The 18,293-nt window shown below is 67.4% G+C and carries 5 protein-coding genes; 4 read left to right on the top strand and 1 reads right to left on the bottom strand.

Going from position 1 to position 18,293, the window contains the following annotated elements:
• Window positions 1–128 precede the first annotated feature (128 nt).
• The 3 genes from AC1TXO_RS22405 (at window position 129) to AC1TXO_RS22395 (ending at window position 16,717) form a co-directional block, all read left to right on the top strand.
• Complete coding sequence (locus AC1TXO_RS22405; RefSeq protein WP_486403759.1) at window positions 129–15,428, top strand: autotransporter-associated beta strand repeat-containing protein; 15,300 nt, start codon at window positions 129–131, stop codon at window positions 15,426–15,428.
• Window positions 15,429–15,563: 135 nt separating this feature from the next.
• The gene (locus tag AC1TXO_RS22400; RefSeq protein WP_486403758.1) at window positions 15,564–16,127 is read left to right on the top strand and encodes a GNAT family N-acetyltransferase; all 564 of its coding nucleotides are present in this window, start codon (window positions 15,564–15,566) and stop codon (window positions 16,125–16,127) included.
• Between the two features lie 50 nt (window positions 16,128–16,177).
• Window positions 16,178–16,717, top strand: a complete 540-nt coding sequence (locus AC1TXO_RS22395; RefSeq protein WP_486403757.1) for a hypothetical protein — start codon at window positions 16,178–16,180, stop codon at window positions 16,715–16,717.
• Between the two features lie 10 nt (window positions 16,718–16,727).
• Here the strand turns inward: AC1TXO_RS22395 and AC1TXO_RS22390 are convergent, their stop codons facing one another.
• Window positions 16,728–17,207: a DMT family transporter gene (locus AC1TXO_RS22390; RefSeq protein WP_486403756.1), complete on the bottom strand. Its 480-nt coding sequence runs from the start codon at window positions 17,205–17,207 to the stop codon at window positions 16,728–16,730.
• Between the two features lie 88 nt (window positions 17,208–17,295).
• On the opposite strand from AC1TXO_RS22390, the gene AC1TXO_RS22385 reads away from it, so the two are divergent.
• Window positions 17,296–18,213: a LysR family transcriptional regulator gene (locus AC1TXO_RS22385; RefSeq protein WP_486403755.1), complete on the top strand. Its 918-nt coding sequence runs from the start codon at window positions 17,296–17,298 to the stop codon at window positions 18,211–18,213.
• Window positions 18,214–18,293: the final 80 nt, after the last annotated feature.

The following is an 18,293-nucleotide window of genomic DNA, read 5'->3' as shown; positions in this document are numbered from 1 at the left end:
GCTACACATTCCCAACAAGGAATCATGTAGCCATGGTCAGGTGTTTCGTCGTCGCGCGTTCGACTAACCGGCAACATAGCTGTGCACGCGTTCAAGGACGAAATACCTGATCCACGAAGGAGCTCTCCGTGGACAGAAGCGTCGCCTCCGTTTTGCCTACCCGTCTCTCCCATTTGTCGCTGGCCGTGAGCCTGGCCGTTGGCGCCCTGGCGTTTGGCCTGTCGAGTGAACAGGCGCTGGCCGCCTGTACCCCGGCCAACCCCACTGCGGGGGCCACCGTCACCTGCACGGGGGCGGCCAACCCGCTCGCACCCAGTTACAGCGCCACGGCGAACAACCTTACGGTGAATTTCCAGGCGGGGTCGTCGGTCGGCGTGTTGCTGGGGGTGGGGGGCACGGCGCTGTCACTGACGGGCAACAACGTCACCCTGAACAACGCCGGTACCATCGATCCGACGCTGCTCGGCCTGCTGAGCCTTCAATCCACCGGTGCCGTGATCGGCAACACGGCGGCTGCCAGTACCATCAACATCACCAACGCTGCCACCGGTGTCATTCGAGGTACCGGTGCACTGCTCGGTGCCAGCCTGCTCAGCCTGACGGGCATGGCACTGGATGTACGCAATGGCGCCACTGGCATCACCAACATCACCAACAATGGCACCATCGGTTCCAACGCCCTGCTAGGCCTCTCGATACTCAGCGAGGATACGCCGGTGGTCGCAGTGACCGGCGGCGGCGCGGTCAATTTCACCAACTCGGGCACCATCCTGGGGCGCACCGCATTCCAGACCTCTGCTGCGGGCAACACCTTCACCAACGCAGGCACCATCACCGGCAGCCTGTCGATGGGCGCTGGCAGCACCAACCGTTTCAATGCGGTCACCGGCTCCAGTGTCTCGGCAGGTCTGGGCATCGGTATTGCGCTGTTGGTCACCGGCAACCCCAACCTGGCCTTCGCCCCGGCCGGCACGGTCGACGGCGGCGCAGGTGGCACCAATACCCTGGCCCTGCAGAATGCGATCGGTGGCGGTTCGGGTACCTCAGGTAGCGGGACCATCAATGCCGGCAACTACATCAACTTCAATCGCCTGATCGTCGACAGCGGCACCTGGAGCCTGATCGGCCAGGTACTCAACGGCACCACCCAGACCACCCTCAATGGCGGGCTGCTCAACTTCGACAACGCCAACGCTTTCGGCAGCGGCGCGATCACGGTCAATGGCGGTGGCCTGGCGGGGACCGTCGCTGGCTTGAGCCTGGCCAATGCGCTGACCCTCAACGGCGGCCTGAACGTCGGCGGGGCTACCGACATGACGCTGGCTGGCGTAGTCTCCGGCGTCGGTGGCCTGACCAAGACCGGCGCCGGCCTGCTCACCCTCAGCGGCACCAACCTCTACAGCGGTGGCACCACGCTGGCTGCGGGCGGCCTCAACCTCACCAGCGCTGCGGCACTGGGCAGCGGTGGCCTCACGGTCACCGGGGCCGGCAGCCTGCAAGGCAGCGTGCCGCTGGTATTGAACAACGCAGTACAGCTCACCGGCGGCACCCTGACCCTGCCGGGCAACAATGCGCTGACCCTGGGCGGCGTGCTCAGCGGTACCGGCGCGCTGGTCAAGAGCGGTACCGGCAACCTGACGCTCAATGGCATCAACACCTTCAGCGGCGGCACCACGCTTGGCGGTGGCACGCTCACCGTGGGCAACAACGCCGGCCTGGGCACCGGCGCGCTGGCCCTGACCGGCAACGCCAGCCTGGATGCCAGCACTGCCGTCAGCCTGGGCAACGCCGTCAACCTCGGCGCCAGTACTCTCAACCTGCTGGGCACCAGCGCCACCACCCTGGGTGGGGTGATCAGCGGCACCGGTGCATTGGTCAAGAACGGTAGCGCCGGCCTGACGCTCAACGGCAACAACACTTTCAGCGGCGGCACGACTGTCAATGGCGGGGCGTTGGTGGTGGGTAACGGCAATGCCCTGGGCACCGGTGCACTGACCCTTGGCGCCAGCACCAGCCTGGATGCCAGCGCGGCGGTAAGCCTGGGCAACGCGGTCAATCTGGGGGCCAATACCCTCAACCTGCTGGGCACCAGCGCCACCACCCTGGGCGGGGTGATCAGCGGTACTGGTGCACTGGTCAAGAACGGGACGGCCAGCCTGACGCTCAACGGCAACAACACCTTCAGCGGCGGCACGACCGTCAACGGCGGTGCGTTGGTGGTGGGCAACGGCAACGCCTTGGGCACCGGTGCACTGACCCTTGGCGCCAGCACCAGCCTGGATGCCAGCACGGCGGCAAGCCTGGGCAACGCAGTCAATCTCGGCGCCAATACCCTCAATCTGCTGGGCACCAGCGCCACCACCCTCGGTGGGGTGATCAGCGGCACCGGTGCACTGGTCAAGAACGGCACCGCAGGCCTGACACTCAACGGCACCAACACCTTCAGCGGCGGCACCACGCTCAATGCGGGAACCCTGACCGTCGGCAGCAACAGTGCCCTGGGTACCGGTGCCCTGAGCCTGGGTGGCAACGCCAGCCTCGATGCCGGTGTCGCGGTGAACCTGGGTAACGCAGTCAACCTGGGGGGCAATACCCTGACCTTGCCGGGCACCGCTGCAGCCACCCTCGGTGGAGTGATCAGCGGTACGGGTGCACTGGTCAAGAACGGCACGACCAACCTCACCCTGGGAGGCGCCAACACCTTCACTGGTGGCCTGACGCTCAATGCCGGCACCCTGACCCTGGCCGATGCGGCCGCGCTCGGTACTGGCGCGCTGAGCGTCGGTGGGGCTGCGACCCTGGCCAACACGGCGGCGATGACCCTGAACAACGGTGTCAACCTGGGGGCCAACCTGACCCTGGCCGGCGCCAACAACCTGAACCTGGCCGGCACAGTCAGCGGCACCGGCGGCCTGGTCAAGAACGGCTCGGCCAGCCTTACCCTGACGGGCAACAACACCCAGAGCGGCGCAACCACCCTCAACGCCGGCAGCCTGATCCTGGGCAGCAACACGGCGCTGGGGACCGGTGCGCTCAATGCCGCGGCCAACACCTCGCTGGACACCAGCGCCGCCGGCCTGAGCGTCGGCAACAACGTCAACCTGGCCGGCAACCTGAATCTGACAGGCAGCAACAACCTGACCCTGGGCGGCGTCATCGCCGGTGCCGGTGGGCTGACCAAGAATGGCGCGACCACCCTGACCCTGACCGGCGCCAATACCTATGCCGGAGCCACCAACCTCAACGCAGGCGCCATCGTGGTCGGCAGCAACGGCGCACTGGGTACTGGCGTACTCAATGCGGCGGCAGGCACCAGCCTGGATGCCAGTGCTGCGGCCAACCTGGGCAATGCGCTGAACCTGGCGGGTGCGCTGACCATTGGCGGCAGCGCCAACCTCGGTCTCGGCGGCGTGGTCGCCGGGGCGGGATCCCTGGTCAAGAATGGTGCCGCAGATCTGAGCCTCAGCGGCAACAACACCTTCAGTGGCGGTACCCTGCTCAACGCCGGCACCCTGACGGTTGGCAGCAACACCGCTCTGGGTACCGGTGCCCTGACCCTTGGCGGCAACGCCGGTCTCAATGCCAGCAGCGCTGTCGCCCTGGCCAACGCCATCGACCTCGGTGCCAACACCCTCAACCTGCTGGGTACCAGCGCCACCACCCTGGGCGGCGTCATCAGCGGCACCGGTGCGCTGGTCAAGAATGGCGCCGCTGGCCTGACGCTCAATGGCAACAACACCTTCAGCGGCGGCACCACCCTCAATGCCGGCGTGCTGACCGTCGGCAACAACAATGCCCTGGGCACCGGCGCCCTGACCCTGGGCGGCAACGCCAGTCTCGATGCCGGTGTGGCGGTTGACCTGGGCAACGCGGTCAACCTCGCGGGCAACACCCTGACCCTGCCGGGTAGTGCGGCCACCACGCTGTCGGGCGTGATCAGCGGCACCGGTGCGCTGGTCAAGAACGGTGCCTCCAACCTGACCCTGGGTGGGACGAACACCTTCAGCGGCGGCCTGACCCTCAATGCCGGCACCCTGACCCTGGCCAGTGCTGCAGCGCTCGGCACTGGCGCACTCAGCGTCGGTGGTGCTGCCACCCTGGCCAACAGCACGGCGATGAGCCTTGGCAACGATGTCAACCTGGGCGCCAACCTGACCCTGGCTGCAGGCAACAACCTGACCCTGACCGGTAATCTCGGCGGTACGGGCGGGCTGATCAAGAATGGCGCGGCAACCCTGACCCTGACCGGCAACAATACCCAGAGCGGCGCGACCGCCCTCAACGCCGGCAGCCTGGTTCTGGGCAGCAACACGGCGCTGGGGACCGGTGCACTCAACGCTGCTGCCGGCACTTCGCTGGATACCAGCGTGGCTGGCCTGAACATCGGCAACGCACTGAACCTGGCCGGGGCGCTCATCCTTCCCGGCAGCAATGACCTGACCCTCAGTGGCGTCATCGCCGGTGCCGGCGGCCTGACCAAGAACGGCACCACCACCCTGACCCTGACCGGCGCCAACGCCAATACCGGCGCCACCAACCTCAACGCCGGGCGCATCGTCGTCGGCAGCAATACCGCTCTTGGCACCGGGGTGCTCAATGCCGCCGCCGGTACTCGCCTGGATGCCTCCACCGCCGTGACCCTGGGCAATGCCGTCAGCGTGACCGGCGGCCCACTGACCATCGATGGCACCGCCAATCTCGGCCTGACCGGCCTGGTCAGCGGCACCGGCAGCCTGGTCAAGAATGGTGCAGCCACGCTGACGCTCACCGCTGCCAACACCTACGCTGGCGGCACCACCCTCAACGCGGGCGGTCTGGTCATCGGCAACGGCGCCTCGCTGGGCACTGGCAAGCTCACCGTGGCCGGCGCCGGCAGCCTGGACAACAGCGCCGCGCTCAGCGTCGCCAACGCCATCACCCTGGGCGCCGACCTCACCCTGGCGGGCAGCAACGCCCTGACCCTGACCGGGTTGATCGACGGCACCGGGCAGCTGATCAAGAACGGCACTGCCACCCTGACCCTCGACGGCCTGAACACCTACACCGGTGGCACGCTGTTGAACGGTGGTGGCCTGGTGCTGGGCAACGCCAGCGCCATCGGCAGCGGCGCTCTGACGGTCGGCGGTGCGGCAAGCCTGGACAACAGCGCCGCCATTACCCTGGGCAACGCCATCGGCCTGAATGCCGACCTGACCTTGGCGGGCAGCAACAACCTGACTCTGGGCGGTATCGTCAGCGGTACCGGCCAGTTGATCAAGAACGGCAACGCCACCCTGACCCTCGACGGCATCAATACCCACAGCGGCGGCACCACCCTCAATGCCGGTGGCCTGATCGTCGGCAACAACAGTGCCCTTGGTACCGGTACCCTCACGGTCGGTGGGGCGGCCAGCCTGGACAACAGCGCTGTCGCCACCCTGGCCAATGCCATCGACCTGGGCGCCAACCTGACCCTGGGCGGCAGCAACGACCTGACCCTCAGTGGAGCCATCAGTGGCACCGGCGGCCTGATCAAGAATGGCCTGGCCGACCTGACCCTCAGTGGCAACAACACCTTCAGCGGTGCCGTGGACCTGCTGGGCGGCAGCCTTACCACGGTAGGCAGTGGCGCCCTGGGCAATACCTCCGGCGTCAATGTCGGTGCAGGCGCGAGCCTGAACCTCGGCGCCAGCACCAGCGTCGGCGGCCTCAGCGGTGCCGGCGCGGTGAACGTGGCCGGAGGCAGCGACCTGACCGTTGGCGGCAGCAACCTGAACAACGTGTTCAGCGGTGCCCTGGCGGGCGGCGGCGGGCTGATCAAGACCGGCACCGGCGCCCTCGAACTGGCCGGCGTCAGCGTGCTGGGCGGCAACACCACGGTCAACGGCGGCCTGCTCAACGTCACCGGCTCGCTCACCAGCCCGAACGTTCAGGTCAATCTCGGTGCCAGCCTCGGCGGCACCGGCAGCGTACTCGGCGCAGTGGACATCGCCAACGGCGCCCACCTGCTCGCCAACAGCGGGGCAACGCTCAATACCGGCGCCCTGACCCTGCACAGCGGATCGATCCTCGACTTCGGCCTCGGCTCGCCCGCCACGGGCGGCACGGCGCTGGTCAATGTCAACGGCAACCTGACCCTGGAGGGTACGCTCAACGTCACCGACATTGGCGGCTTCGGCACCGGTATCTACCGGCTGTTCGACTACACCGGCGCGCTGGCCGGCAACGGCCTGGTGATCGGCAGCGTTCCTGGCAGCGTGCTGCCGGGCGATCTTGAGGTGCAGACGGCCATCGGTGCGCAGATCAACCTGCTGGTTGGCGGTGCAGCCGGTGGAGTGCAGTTCTGGGACGGCGTGCAGAGCGTGGCCAATGGCGTCATCGACGGCGGGACCGGCACCTGGAGTAGCGGCGGCACCAACTGGACCGACATCAATGGCACGCTCAACAGTTCGTGGGGAGGAACGTTCGCGGTCTTCCAGGGGGACGCGGGTGACGTGACCCTGGCCGGTACCCAGGCTGCCACTGGCCTGCAGTTCGTCACCGATGGCTATCGCCTGATCGGTGCAGGCAACCTGAACATGGTGAACGGCAGCAACGGCGCCTTTGCCGTGCGGGTCGATCCGGGCGTCACCGCCACCATCAATGCGGGGCTTGTCGGCACCGGTCAACTGGCCAAGCTCGACACCGGTACCCTGGTACTCAACGGGGCCAACAGCTACAGCGGCGGTACCCTGCTGCAGGGTGGGCAGATCATCGTCGGCAACAATACTGCGCTTGGGGCAGGCGCGGTCACGGCCGCCACCAACACCACCCTGGACAGCAACACAGCGGTCACCCTGGGCAACGCCTTCACCCTCAATGGCGGCATGACGGTCGGCGGCAGCGCCGACCTGGGGCTGAGCGGCGTCGTCGCAGGCGCCGGCAGCCTGACCAAGAATGGCGGCGCCAATCTGACCCTGGGCAATGCCAACACCTACACCGGCGGAACCACCCTCAACGCTGGCACGCTGACTTTGGGCAACGCCCAGGCTCTGGGCACTGGCGGGCTGGTCGTCGGCGGCGCTTCGAGCCTGGCCGCCAGCACCGACCTGAGCCTGGCCAACACCCTCGCGCTGAATGCGAACCTGACCCTGCCGGGTACCAGCAACCTGACCCTCGGTGGCGCCATCAGTGGCACCGGTGGCCTGGTGAAAACCGGCAGTGGCGTGCTCACCCTCAACGGCAGCAACAGCTATTCCGGTGCCACCAGCCTGAACGCCGGCACCCTGGTGGTCGGCAGCAACACGGCGCTGGGCAGCGGAGCGTTGAACGCACTGGGCGGCACCACATTGGGCAGCAGCGCCAGTGTGGCACTGGCCAACCAGATCAACCTGCTCGGCAACCTGACCCTGGACGCAGCGCAGGACATGGCGCTCAACGGCAACGTCACCGGCGCGGCCGGGCTGACCAAGAACGGTGCCGGCGTGCTCACCCTGGCGGGCACCAATGGCTACCTGGGCAACACCAACCTCAATGCCGGAACCCTGGTGCTGGCAAGCGATTCGGCCCTGGGCCTTGGCCAGCTCAATGCCGCAGCGGGTACCACGCTGGACAGCAGCGGCGCGCGCGTCATCGGCAATACCGTCAACCTCGCCGGCAACCTCACCGTGGCCGGCAGCAATGACCTGACGCTCGGCGGGCTGGTCACCGGCGCTGGTGGACTGATCAAGAACGGCGGCGCCAACCTCACGCTCACTGGCGGCAACACCTTTGCCGGTGGCGCCACGCTCAATGCCGGTACCCTGACCCTGGGCAACAACCAGGCCCTGGGCACGGGTACGCTGACCGTCGGCGGTGCTGCCAATCTTGCCACCACCAGCGCGCTGAACAACGTCGCCAACCAGGTGGTGCTCAATGGCGACCTGACCTTCGTCGGCAACAACGACCTGACCCTGAACGGCCAGGTCAGCGGTGCCGCCGGCCTGACCAAGACCGGCACCGGCAACCTGACCCTGAGTGGCGCCAATACCTACCAGGGCACCACCACCCTGGCCGCAGGCACACTCACACTGGGCAACAACACAGCGCTGGGCAGTGGCAACCTGTCGGTGACCGGCAACAGTGCCCTGGTCGCCAACGGCGCCCTGCAGGTGGCCAACGCCATCGGGCTCGGCGCAGGCGCCACGCTGGGCGTCACCAATGCACAGAGCCTGACCCTCGACGGTGTCATCAGCGGCGCCGGCGCGCTGGACAAATCCGGCATCGGCCAACTGGTCCTCAATGGCGCCAACAACTACAGCGGCGGCACCACCCTGCAGGCTGGCAGCCTGCTGCTGGGCAATGCCGGCGCCATCGGCAGCGGCGCCCTGAACGTCACCGGCGCGGCAACGCTCGACACGGCGCAGGCAATCGCCCTGGCCAACGCGGTCAACCTGAACGGCGCCAACCTCACCCTGGCAGGTGGCCAGGACCTCACCCTGAGCGGTGTGGTCGCCGGCACCGGCGCGCTGGTCAAGGCAGGTAACGCCAGCCTCACCCTGAGCGGTGCCAACACCTATAGCGGTGGCACCACCCTCAATGCCGGCAGCCTGATCGTCGGCAACAACGCGGCGCTGGGCAGCGGTGATCTCAGTGTCGGCGGCAGCGCCAGCCTGGATGCCGCGGGCACCGTCAACCTGGCCAATGCCGTGCACCTGGGCGGCACCCTCACAGTGCCGGGCACAGGTGACCTGACCCTGGGTGGCGTGGTCGATGGCACGGGTGCGCTGGTGAAGAACGGCACCGGCACCCTGACCCTTGCCGCTGCCAACGCCTATGCCGGCGGCACCACCCTCAACGGCGGCACCCTGCAGGTCGGCAACAACGATGCCCTGGGGCTCGGCGCGCTGACCGTCGCCGGCGCTTCCACCCTGGCCGGGACCACAGCCGTGGCCTTGGCCAACAACCTCAACCTCAATGCCGGGCTGACCGTCGCCGGCACCAACGACCTGGCGCTCAATGGCGTCATCAATGGTACTGGCGGCCTGGTGAAGACCGGCAGCGGCAACCTCGCACTCAATGGCAACAACGGCTACCAGGGCAACACCGAACTGGCCGCCGGCACGCTGACCCTGGGCAACAGCGGTGCGCTTGGCACCGGCTCGCTCGATGTCACCGGCAATGCCACCCTGGCCAACGCTTCACCGATGGTGCTGGCCAACGCTGTCAACGTCGCTACCGGCAGCGCCCTGACCCTGGATGTGGGCAACGCGCTGGTGGTCAGTGGCAACCTCGGCGGTGGCGGCAACCTGATCAAGACCGGCGTCGAAGACGCCACCCTGGTTGGAGCCAAGACCCTCACCGGCAGCCTGGACATCCAGAACGGCTCGGTCACCACCCTCGGGTCCGGTGTGCTGGACAGCGTCGCCGGGATCAATATTGGCGCCAGCGGCCTGCTCAACCTCAACGGCGATGCCAACCTGGCCGCCCTGACCGGTAGCGGCCAGGCGCAGGTCGGCGGTGGTGCGACCCTCAGCATTGGCGGCAACAACGCCGACAGCACCTTTGCCGGTGTACTGGGCGGCGCGGGCAACCTGAACAAGGTCGGCACCGGCGTGCTCACACTGAGTGGCGCCAGCACCCTGCTTGGCACCAGCGAGGTCGGCGGCGGTACCCTCAAGGTCGATGGCAGCCTGGCCAGCGCAGGCCTGAACGTTGCCAGCGGCGCCAGCCTCACCGGTAGCGGCAACGTTGCTGCGCCGGTCACCATCGCCAATGGCGGTCATCTGGTCGGCAACAGCGGCGCCACCCTCGGCCTTGGTTCGCTGGTGCTCAACAGCGGATCGATCGTCGACGTCGGCCTGGCCTCGCCAGGCACCGGCGGCACCGCACTGTTCAACGTCGGCGGCAACCTGACCCTCGACGGTACCCTCAACGTCAGCAACATCGGTGGCTTCGGCAACGGTGTGTACCGCCTGTTCGACTACGCCGGTGCGCTCACCGACAACGGCCTGGACTTCGGCACCCTGCCGCTGGGCGTGGCCCTTGGCGATGTGTCGCTGCAGACCGCTCTGGCCAACCAGATCAACCTGCTGGTCAGCTCCAGCGGCCTGAACATCCAGTTCTGGGACGGCAGCCAGAGCGTTGCGAACGGCCAGGTCGACGGTGGCGCCGGTGTGTGGAATGCCGGCAACACCAACTGGACCGACCTCAACGGCACCGTCAACACCACCTGGGGCAGCACCTTCGCAGTGTTCCAGGGCACCGCTGGCGACGTCACCGTCGAGGGCAGCCAGAGCGTCAACGGCATGCAGTTCGTCAGCAACGGCTATCGCCTGCTGGCCGGGACCGCCGGCCTGCTGGACCTGGTCAACGGCAGCAGCGGCGACACCAGCGTGCGGGTCGACCCGGGCGTGGTCGCCACCCTCGATGTCGGCCTGGCCGGCATCGGCAAGCTGAACAAGCTCGACACCGGCACCCTGGTGCTCAACGGCAGCAACAGCTACAGCGGCGGCACCCAACTGAGCGGCGGCACCCTGGTAGTGGGCAGCAACAGCGCACTGGGCAGCGGTGTGCTGGACACTGCCGCGGGCACCACCCTGGATGCCAACAAGAGCGTGAGCCTGGCCAATGCAATCAACCTGGCCGGCCCGCTGAACCTGAGCGGCAGCAACGACCTGGCGCTCAGCGGCAACATCGGCGGCGCCGGTGGCCTGGTCAAGGCCGGCACTGCGCAGCTGGCGCTGTCGGGCAACAACAGCTACAGCGGCGGCACCGCGCTCGATGGCGGCACCCTGGTGGTCGGTTCCAACAGCGCACTGGGCAGCGGAGCGCTGAACGCCGCGGCAGGCACCAGCCTGGACAGCAGCCAGGCGGTGACACTGGCCAACAACCTCAACCTGGCCGGCAACCTCAACGTGCTCGGCGGCAACGACCTGGCACTGGGCGGCACCGTGGCCGGGGCAGGGCGCCTGGTCAAGTCCGGCAACGCGCAGTTCAGCCTGCTGGGCGCCAACACCTTCAGCGGTGGCACCGAGCTGCAGGCCGGCACCCTGGTGGTGGGCAACAACGCGGCGCTTGGCACCGGCGGCCTGGATGTCACCGGCAATGCCAGCCTCGACAGCAACAGCGCCGTCACCCTGGCCAACCCGGTCAATGTCACCGGCACCCTCAACGTGCTGGGCAGCAACGACCTGCAGCTGGCCGGTGTGCTCAGCGGCAACGGCGTGCTGAACAAGAACGGCCTGGCCGACCTTACGCTCTCGGGCAACAACACCTTCAGCGGCATCCTCAACATCCTCTCGGGCAGCCTGAGCACCATCGGTACCACGGCGCTGGGCACCCAGAGCGAGTTGAATGTCAGCTCCGGTGCGACCCTGAACCTGGACGGCAACACCAGCCTCGGCGACATCGGCGGTACCGGTGCGATCCAGATCGCTGCGGGCAACAGCCTGAATGTCGAAGGCGGTGTGTTCGACGGCAACATCAGCGGCACCGGCACCCTCAACAAGCTGGGCGCCGGCACCCTGGCCCTGAACAGCAGCAACAGCCACACCGGCAACACCAACGTGCAGGCCGGCGGCCTGAAGGTCGACGGCTCGCTGTCCAGCAGCGCGGTCAACGTGGCCAGTGGTGCCACCTTGTCCGGTGCCGGCAGCCTCGGCGGCTCGGTTGCCGTGGCCAGTGGTGCGACGCTCGCGGCTGTCAGTGGTGCGACGCTGAACGCCGGCAACCTGTCGCTGGACTCGGGAGCGAACTTCAATGCCGCGCTCGGTGCACCGACTGGCGGCAGTGGCGCCTTGGTCAACGTGGCCAACGACCTGACCCTCGGCGGCACCCTCAATGTCACCGACATCGGCGGCTTCGGTGCCGGTGTGTACCGCCTGTTCGCCTACGGCGGCAGCCTGGTCAACAATGGCATGACCTTCGGCACCACGCCGGTACCGGTGACCGACCTGACCGTGCAGACGGCCATCGCCAATCAGGTCAACCTGGTGGTCGGCGGTGCCAGCAACGTGCTGTTCTGGGATGGCAGCAATACCATCGCCGATGGTGTGATCCAGGGCGGCAGCGGGGTCTGGGATGCGACCAACACCAACTGGACCGATGCCAATGGTGTGCTCAACACCCCTTGGAACGACACCTTCGCCGTGTTCCAGGGCGCAACCGGGACCGTCACCGTCAACGGCAGCCGCAGCATCACCGGCCTGCAGTTCATCACCGATGGCTACGTGCTCGATGCGGGAGCGGCGGGCGAGTTGCTGACCAGCACCAGTGGCGCCACCAACCTGCGCGTTGACAGTGGCAGCACGGCGACCCTCAACGTCGCCCTGAACGGGACCGGCAGTGTCGCCAAATACGACGCCGGCACCCTGGTGCTCAACGCTGCCAGCGGCTACAGCGGAGGGACCGCGCTCAATGGCGGCACCCTGGTGGTCGGCAACAACAGCGCCCTGGGCAGCGGCACCCTGACCGCCGCCGCGGGCACTACCCTGGACAGCAACACCGCCGTCACCCTGGCCAACGCCGCGGTGCTCGACGGCGCGCTGGCCATCGGTGGCAGCAACGCGCTGACGCTCAACGGCAACATCAGCGGTGCTGGCGGGCTGGTCAAGAACGGCGCAGGCCAACTGACCCTGGGCGGCAGCAACAGCTACAGCGGCGGCACCCAGATCAATGCCGGCAGCGTGGTCGGCAACACCACCAGCCTGCAGGGTGCAATCCTCAACAATGCGGCGCTGACCTTCGAGCAGAACGCCAACGGCAGCTACACCGGCAACCTCACCGGCAACGGTACGCTGACCAAGAACGGCACCGGCGAACTGCTGCTGACCGGCGTCAACGGCCTGACCGGGGCCACCACCGTCAATGCTGGCAGCCTGCTGGTCAACGGCCGCCTGGACAGCGCCACCGTGCAGGTCGCCACCGGCGCCCGACTGGGCGGCAGCGGCACCTACGCCGGTGCCGTGCAGATCGCCGACGGCGCCACGCTGGCCGCCGGCCAGAGCAGCACGCCGCTGACCGTGGGCAGCCTGAACCTCAGCGCCGGCAGTGCCCTGGACTTCTCCCTCGGCGCGCCAGCGGCCTCCACCACCGTGGTCAAGGTCAACGGCAACCTGGTGCTCGACGGTACCCTGAACATCACCGATGCCGGCGGTTTCGGCACCGGTGTCTACCAGCTGTTCAACTACGGCGGGGTGCTGACCAACAACGGCCTGGTCTTTGGTGCCATCCCCGGCAGCGTGGCCCTGGGCGACCTGAGCTTGCAGACCGCCATCGCCAACCAGATCAACCTGGTGGTGCAGGGGGCAGGCGACCAGCTGCAGTTCTGGAACGGCGGCAAGACCAATCCTGACGGCAGCATCGGCGGTGGCAGCGGCACCTGGGGTCCGGGTACCAACTGGACCAACTCCAATGGCACCACCGGCGAGACCTGGAGCGATGCCTTCGCCGTGTTCGGTGGCCAGCCGGGCACTGTCACCGTGGTCGGCAACCAGTCGTTCAGCGGCATGCAGTTCCTCAGCGACGGCTACCAGGTGGTACCGGGTACAGGCGGCAGCCTGAGCCCGGTCAACGGCACCGACGGCAGCCTGGCGCCGGTACGGGTCAATGCCGGTGCCAGCGCGGTGATCAGTGCGCCACTGGTCGGCACCGGCGGCATCGAGAAACTCGACGCCGGCACCCTGGTGCTCAGCGGTGCCAACACCTACAGCGGCGGCACCATCGTCAGTGGTGGCACCCTGGCCGGTAATACCACCAGCCTGCAGGGCAACATCACCAACAACGCCAACCTGGTGTTCGCACAGGGCAGCAACGGCACCTTCAACGGCACCCTCAGCGGTACCGGCACCACCACCAAGCAAGGCGCTGGCAGCCTGCTGCTGACCGGCAACCAGCCTTTCAGCGGGGCCTTCAACGTCAACCAGGGCACGCTGCAGGTGGGTAACGCCGACAACCCGGGCACCAATCTCGGCGCCCAGGTCACGGTGGCCAACGGTGCAGCGCTGACCGGCAACGGTACCGTCGCCGGCCTGACCAACCACGGCACCGTGCTGCCAGGCCCTGCGGGCAACCTCAACGTCAGCGGCAACTTCACCAACGCCAGCGACGGCAACCTGGTCATCGACCTGGGCACCGCGCCGGTGAACTACCTGAATGTCGGCGGCACGGCCAACCTGGGCGGCAGCCTGACGGTGGCCAACCTTGCCGGTGGCAACGGGCAGTACACCGTGGTCAGCGCAGCGGGCGGCGTCAACGGCACCTTCGCCAGCAACAACCTGGTGAACTCGGCGTTCCTCAACAGCTCGATCGACTACGGCGCCAACCAGGTGACCCTGTCGGTCAGCCGCAATGGCAACTCCTTCGCCGACGTCGCCGCCTCTGGCAACCAGCGTGGTGTCGCCACTGCCCTGGAAAGCGCCGGAGCGCCGGCCAGCCTGCGCAACAACATCCTGCCGCTCGACCGTCAGGCCGCGCAGTCGGCGTTCGACAGCCTGTCCGGCGAGATCCATGCCAGCACCGCGACCGTGCTCATCGAGGATTCGCGCTACATCCGCGACGCGGTCAACGACCGTATGCGTCAGCCGGACTGCAGCCGCGAAGACGATCCACGCCGCACCCTGGCACCGACGGCCAACCAGCAGCTGACTAGTGAAGGTTGCCAGGGCCAGGCCGTGGGCTGGATCCGCGCCATCGGCGGCTGGGGTGACTACGATGGCAGCAGCAGCCACGCCAGCGTCGACCGCGATCTGTCCGGCTTCATGCTCGGTGTCGACCGCGCCCTGGACGAGCAGTGGAAGGTCGGTATCGCCGCGGGCTACACCCGCAGCAGCATCGATGCCCATCGTCGGCAGTCGGACGCCAGCGTCGACAGCTACCACCTGGCCACCTACCTGGGCTACCAGATGGACGCCTTCGCCGCCCGCCTGGGTGCCAGCTACACCTGGCATGACATCGACACCAAGCGTGATGTCCAGGTCGGCAGCTACGACGATCGCCTGAAAGCCAAGTACAAGGCGCGCAGCGCCCAGGTGTTCGGCGAGGTGGGTTACGCCATCGACGCCGGTGGTATCGCCCTGGAACCGTTCGCAGGCCTTGCCTACGTCAACTACGACAGCGACAGTGCCCGTGAGAAGGGTGGCGAGGGCCGTCTGAAGGCCAGCGTCGATCAGGACGTGACCTTCTCCACCGTCGGGGTGCGTGCCGGCAAGCGCATCAAGCTCGACAACGGCAGCGAGATCACGCCTCGGCTGTCGGTCGGCTGGCGGCATGCCTTCGGCGACACCAAGCCCGATGCCGACGCTCGCTTCATCGCCGGTGGTGCAGGCTTCAGCACCGAAGGCGTACCGATCGCACGCGATGCTGCGGTGGTCGAGGCCGGTGTCGACCTGGCCGTGGGGCAGAGCGGCAAGCTGGGCGTGGGGTACTCCGGGCAGCTGTCCAGCGAGAACCGCGACCATGGTGTGGTGCTGAGCTTCAGCATGGGCTTCTGAAGGGCTGAACCGCAGGGGCTGCAACGCAGCCCCAACGCGGGACAGATCGCAGTGGCTTCACCGACGCACGACTTACTTTCATCACGCCGCTGACGCTAGACTGTCATCTTCCCGTACTCGGACAGGAGTCCCGGCGTGACCCACCCCCGCAGTTTCCCCAGCGACCTGTGCCTGGACAGCCCGCGCCTGCAATTGCGCCCCATGCGTCATGGCGATGCGGCGCAGTGGCTGACCATCATGGCCGATCCTGAGGTCATGCGTTTCTGGCACCACGCACCCTGGCAGGAACTGGCCGAGGCCGAAAGCGCCCTGGCCGCAGACCGCGAAGCCTATGCGGCCGGCAACCTGCTCAAGCTCGGCATGTACCGACGCGACAACGGCGAGCTGATCGGCATGGTCCAGCTGTTCAACCTCGACCAGGAGTCGCGCCGTGGCGAGATCGGCTACTGCCTGGCCAAGGCCGTGCAAGGGCGTGGCTACATGGACGAGGCGCTGACCTGTTTCGTCGACTACCTGGCCCACACCCTGCACATGCGTCGCCTGGAAGCGGAGATCGACCCGCGCAACCAGGGGTCGGCGCGCACCCTCGAGCGCCAGGGCTTCGTGCTCGAAGGCACCTTGCGCGCCCGCTGGTGCGTGGCGGGCGAGTTGTCGGACTCGGGGATCTACGGGCTGCTGCTCGAACCGCCTGTCGCCTGAGGCGCAGGTGCGGTAAGGTCGGGGTTTCGCCCGACCCGATGGAGCCCCGGTTGCCAGCCTACTACCTGAGTATCAGCCTGCTGCTGTACCTGCTCGGCCTTTTCTTCGACGGTGCGCTGATGGGCGCCGGGCGGCAGATGCCTGCGCTGCAGATGCTGCTCTATGGCCCTTGGGGCGTGGCGTTCGAACTGTACCAATGGTTCGCCAATCCGTTGCTGGCACTGGCGGTGCTGAGCCATCGGCGACTGCGCCGGTTCTCGCTGCTGTGTGGCCTGCTGGCGTTGTACCTGGCGGCGAGCAGCTTCGCCATCCAGCGCTTGCCGGACAACCAGAGTTACGCCTTCCATGACGTGACCGGTTTTGGCGCCGGGTTCTACCTGTGGCTGGCATCGATCCTGCTGTTCTGCGCAGGGCAGGCCTGGTGGTGCTGGAAGGTCCGTCGCAGCGCCGACATGCCGGGCTGGAACTGGCTGGACGTGGCACTGATCGCCGCGCTGGGCGTGATGCTGTACGCCGCCACGCAGATGCCGTCGCTGCGCTTCGAGGTGGACCAGGTGCTGATGCCACCGGAGGCCGCCCAGGCCCTTTGAGCACTGGGGCTCAAGCCCCGCGTGCGGTGCCCCATTGCACCACCAGCATGCCGCCGACGATCATCCCCACCCCCAGCAGCCGTAGCAGGTTCACCGGTTTTTCCGGCAGCCCCATCAGGCCGAACTGGTCGATCAGCAGCGAAGACAGTACCTGTCCGGCAATCACGCAGACGATGAACCCCGCCGCGCCAAGGCGTGGTGTCAGCACCAGCGCGGCAGTGATGTAGATCACCCCGGCGACGCCGCCCAGCCAGGCCCACCAAGGTGCCTGAGTCAGGTTCTGCACCTGCGGCATGGGCGCGCGCATCAGCAGCAGGGCAGGAATCAGCATCATCAGGCTCACCAGCAGTGAAACCCCCGCAGCCCACAACGGATGCCCGAGCAAGCGCCCCAGCGCCGCGTTGCTACCGGCCTGGAAGGGCACCGCAGCACCGGCAAGCAGGGCCACGAGCAACGGCAGCGCGGCAGACAAGCTGTAGAGATTGGGCATGGGAAACTCCTTGGGATGAACTGGCTGCAGTCTCGGGTATGCGCTTAAATGATGGAAATTCGAATTCTGCACAGGCTGTATTCGCCCTATGGATGATCTGCGCCGCATCGATCTGAACCTGCTGCTGACCCTGCATGCCCTGCTCAGCGAACAGCACGTGTCGCGCGCCGCGCTGCGCCTGCACCGCAGCCAGCCGGCGGTCAGCCATGCGCTGGCCCAACTGCGCGAGATCTTCGGCGACCCATTGTTGCTGCGCCGGGGTGCGCGCCTGGTGCTCAGCCCGCGTGCCCAGGCACTGCGTGAACCACTGCAGCAGGCGCTGGCGCAACTGGACGGCCTGCTGGGCAGCCCCGGCTTCGAACCGGGCAGGGCGCGCCGCACCTTTCGCCTGGCAATGTCCGACTACGGCGCCCAGGTGGTGCTGCCTGCACTGATGCGCCAGTTGCGCACCTGCGCACCGGGCATCGACCTGGTGGTTTCACAGGGCAGTCGCGAGGCCATGCTCGGACAACTGATCGACGGTGAGGTGGATCTTGCCCTTGGGGTGTTTCCCGACCTGCCCTCGGAGATTCATGAGCAGCGCCTGTTCGAGGAAACCTTCGTCTGCGTGGCCGACCGCAGCACCTTGCCCGAGCGTGGCGGCCTGACGCTGGATGCCTGGCTGGCCCGTCCCCATGTGCTGGTGGCGGTGAGGCCGGGCATCGACAACGAGATCGACCAGGCCCTCAAGACCTTGGGCGCCCGCCGGCGTGTCGCCCTCACGCTCCCGCACTGGGGGGTGGCCCAGGCAGTGCTGGCCGGCACCGACCTGCTGCTGACCGTGGCCCGGCGCAGCCTGGCGGCAAGCCCGCCAGGCCCGGCGCTGCGCGTTTTCGAGCCACCCCTGCCGATCAGCGCGTTTGGCTTCACCCAGGCCTGGCATGCCCGGCGCGAGGGTGACGCCGGGCACCAGTGGCTGCGCGAGCTTGTGCGAGCGCATTGCCAGAGCGAGAACTTGTCGGAGTAGGACCGGTCTGATTTCACCAGCACAGTGCGGCGCTGCCGTGCTCCGGCTGTTAGGCTCGTACCTTTCCGATCAAAGGATCT

Source organism: Pseudomonas sp. FA117 (genome assembly GCF_057370475.1).
This window is presented reverse-complemented; position numbering and strand designations above follow the sequence as displayed.